The organism is Nitrosomonas sp., assembly GCF_040256045.1.
Classification (GTDB): Bacteria; Pseudomonadota; Gammaproteobacteria; order Burkholderiales; family Nitrosomonadaceae; genus Nitrosomonas.
Genome location: NZ_JBDZWD010000013.1, coordinates 47,274 through 50,726, shown reverse-complemented (window position 1 = coordinate 50,726; position 3,453 = coordinate 47,274). Strand labels below are relative to the sequence as shown.

At 46.5% G+C, this 3,453-nt stretch carries 4 protein-coding genes; all 4 read right to left on the bottom strand.

Translation table 11 applies throughout. The features are described from left to right. Nucleotides 1–586 (bottom strand): dTDP-4-dehydrorhamnose reductase (gene rfbD / locus ABUL11_RS04200; protein WP_350282610.1); only part of this gene is annotated, 586 nt, incomplete at its 3' end. Between the two features lie 68 nt (nt 587–654). After that, entirely contained in the window at nt 655–2,031 is a 1,377-nt protein-coding gene (tilS, locus tag ABUL11_RS04195; RefSeq protein ID WP_350282609.1) for a tRNA lysidine(34) synthetase TilS, read from the bottom strand. Continuing rightward, entirely contained in the window at nt 2,000–2,968 is a 969-nt protein-coding gene (locus ABUL11_RS04190) for an acetyl-CoA carboxylase carboxyltransferase subunit alpha (protein WP_350282608.1), read from the bottom strand. Before ABUL11_RS04190 ends, tilS begins: the two co-directional genes overlap by 32 nt. A 154-nt stretch (nt 2,969–3,122) precedes the next feature. After that, nucleotides 3,123–3,332: a heavy-metal-associated domain-containing protein gene (locus ABUL11_RS04185; RefSeq protein WP_350282607.1), complete on the bottom strand. Its 210-nt coding sequence runs from the start codon at nt 3,330–3,332 to the stop codon at nt 3,123–3,125. Nucleotides 3,333–3,453 lie beyond the last annotated feature (121 nt).

The window sequence follows — 3,453 nt, the reverse complement described above, 5'->3', positions numbered from 1 at the left end:
CTAGCAGCTCTGCACTGGTAGGTGCTCCGATCTGATCATCGATGATTGTCAGTTGTTCTTTTTCCTGGGCAAGTCGCAGAATAGTCTTGATGAAATTTTTTCCGCGAGCGGCATAGACCCAACTGGTACGCAGGATCATATATTTGCAGTTTGATTTTCGGATCTCTTCTTCTCCCCGTAATTTACTGAGGCCATAAGTATTGATGGGGGAAGTAAGATCTATTTCCCGCCAAGGATAATTACCACTGCCGTTGAATACATAGTCGGTAGAGTAATGAATCAACCAGGCTCCAATTTGTTCAGCCTGCCGTGCCAGTAATTCGGGTGCCTCGGCATTGATACGAAAAGCCAGCTCCGGTTCATTTTCTGCTTGGTCAACTGCAGTATATGCTGCTGCATTGACAATGATGTCCGGATGGATGGTTTGCAGCGTATGAGCAATTCCTGCTGGATTTGCCAGATCGCCGCAATAGTGCAAATCTCGTCTATCCAGAGTAATCAACTTTCCTAACGGGGCCAAACTGCGCTGTAGTTCCCAGCCAACCTGGCCGTTTTTGCCAAAGAGCAGAATTTTTATTGGGGTCATCCGATCCGGCATACGTTTTGTTCCCTCTGTAAAGTTGGTACTACCGATCATTCGGGATAGCTGCCATATCAGTGAATTGAAATCTGGTTAATCTGGCTGGGATGCCAGGTTACAACCAGTCCGATACCTCCTTCTGATACCTGAAAATTACAGTCGATCCCGATTCCGGCTACCCAGACGAGTTGATCTTCGCAGAACAGTAGTGGCAAAGTATTGCGTACCCATGGGGCAAGTGCGGTTTCCTGCAAAATTTTCTTCAGGCTGCGGCGGGGACGTTTACAATTCGGCTGAAATCGTTCTCCTCCGGATCTCGAACGGATCGTCACGATCCGCCCGCTCAATTTGGCCGGATCGATTCCCATATTGTTTTGCCGTGTGAACTCGAGCACGCCTTGCAATGATTCGATAACCAGATGTTGCTCACCTTGCCAGACTACGGGTGCGATTGGTTCCAGGGATGAATCAGCAGGCAAAAACTCGATCAACCCGCGGTGGCAGTGAATTTCGAGAGTATCCACAACAAATCGGAAGCGGTTGTCGGATTGGATGACGTTCAACTGACGTAGAATTTCTTCTAGTTTGGTGGAATTTGGTAGCCGGATCAAGCGCTGTACCAGAAGATAACGCAGCAAATTTTTGGCACGGGCAGGCCCAAGTTTGCGTAACCCTTGCAGACTTAATTTGTCGGCAATCATTATATTTTTAGCATCGATTTCTGCCAGTTCATCCAGTAAATGAGCTGCTTCACCAAGGTGCTGAGTGGATCGGAACAGTGTCTTACGGTAAGCCGGAGAGCGTTGTTCCAGTAAAGGTAGAATCTGGTGTCGTAAAAAATTACGATCATAGGACGTATCCAGATTGCTTTCGTCAGTAACCCATGACAAACCATGCAACTTGGCATAATTCAGAATCTCCGAGCGTAGAATATTGAGTAAAGGCCTGAATAGCCTGATCGTTTTGTCCGGTTCAAGTAATCTGACTGTTGGCATGGCACTAAGCCCTTTGACGCCGGCACCTCGTAGCAGCTGCAGTATCAGTGTTTCGACCTGATCATCCTGATGCTGGGCCAGCACGATATAGTCTGCCTGGATATGCTTGAAGATTTGATAGCGAGCCTCTCTGGCAATGGCTTCCAGACTTTCCTGTGACTGTTTGCGAATCTTTAAACGGTGTATGGATAGGGGTATGGTGAGGCTGTTACAGAGCGATTGGCAAAAAGTACTCCATTCACCCGAGTATGCACTGATACCGTGTTCGACGTGGACTGCTGATACATCCAATTGCATTGATTTTGAAAACGTTGTGAGCAGATGCAGTAATACCACCGAATCTACGCCGCCACTGAGGGCAACTGCAAGGCGATCACCAGGCCGTACTTGTGCGCGCAGATTATGAAAAAAGCGGTAAGTTATATCAGCCGGGCTGATTGATTTTGAATCTGCCATATCCCAGCAGCCGATCAAGACGTTTCTGCAGCAACGTCTCTAAGGGAATATCCTGTAGTTTTCGGAGTGATTCTTGTAACGTCTGTTTGACAGATTGCATTACTACCGGATAGTCGCGGTGCGCACCGCCAGTGGGTTCGGGAATGATATTATCGATCAAGCCCATTTCTTTGAGCCGATCTGCGGTAATACCTAGTATCTCGGCTGCATCAGACGCTTTATCCGCACTTTTCCATAAAATAGAAGCACATCCCTCGGGTGAGATGACTGAATAAGTCGAATATTGCAGCATCAGACTGATATCACCTACGGCGATTGCTAATGCTCCTCCCGACCCTCCTTCACCGATGATAACGCAGATGACGGGGATTCTCAGTCCTGCCATAACATACAGATTTTTACCAATGGCTTCCGATTGCCCGCGTTCTTCGGCATCTATTCCTGGATAGGCACCTGGAGTGTCAATAAACGTGATCAGCGGGATCGAGAATTTTTCAGCTAGGCGCATCAGCCGGAGTGCTTTTCGGTATCCTTCGGGTTTGGGCATACCAAAATTACGATGAATTTTTTCCTTGGTATCCCGACCTTTTTGGTGCCCGATAGCCATGATGGTCTGTCCGTTGAATCTTGCCAATCCACCTACGATAGCCTGATCATCTGCAAAATTTCTGTCACCATGCAGTTCCTCGAAATCTGTAAATAGATGTTGTACGTAATCAAGCGTATATGGACGTTGTGGATGACGTGCCACCTGTGAAATTTGCCAGGGTGTGAGTTTTGCATAGACACTCTTGGTCAGCCCCAGACTTTTTGCTTGGAGACGGGCAATTTCAGCTGAGATATCCAGTGCAGAATTATCTTGGGCAAAGCGCAACTGCTCTATTTTTGCCTCAAATTCTTCAATACCTTTTTCAAAGTCCAGAAAAATGGTTTTCATGCCAACGGATTGGGTTAAAAGCGCGATGATACAGGATTTGGCTCGTATCGTTCATGCTTGAGACAGACAAAGAAATGTTTATAAGCAGAATAGTTGCAGTAACTCTATTGCGGGCAACAGAGTACAGGATGGTAAATAAAAAACCGTAGGGAATTTACTGTTTGATTACTTCGAATCCGGCACCTTCTATTGCGTGGTTGACCACTTCTTCTTTGAGAGGCTCATGGTGTTGAATTACTGCTTGTCCATCAGTGAGAGATACTTCAACACTGTTGATCCCTGGTATTTTTCCCAGTACGGTCTTGATACTGTTGACACAACCTCCGCAGGACATTCCTTTGATATGAACAATAGTCGTCAGCATAAAAAATTCCTTGGGCAAAAAAGAGAACAGTGTTTTAAATACCTGTCCGCCAGCGTTTCAACAGATAAAATGGTAATCATTGATACCGAACTCATGGCCATTGCAGCATCTGTAATTACAG

What these genes read in the sequence shown, in the direction of transcription:
- tilS (WP_350282609.1), bottom strand. Translation starts at nt 2,031, where the DNA reads ATGGCAGATTCAAAATCAATCAGCCCGGCTGATATAACTTACCGCTTT.
- ABUL11_RS04190 (WP_350282608.1), bottom strand. Translation starts at nt 2,968, where the DNA reads ATGAAAACCATTTTTCTGGACTTTGAAAAAGGTATTGAAGAATTTGAG.
- ABUL11_RS04185 (WP_350282607.1), bottom strand. Translation starts at nt 3,332, where the DNA reads ATGCTGACGACTATTGTTCATATCAAAGGAATGTCCTGCGGAGGTTGT.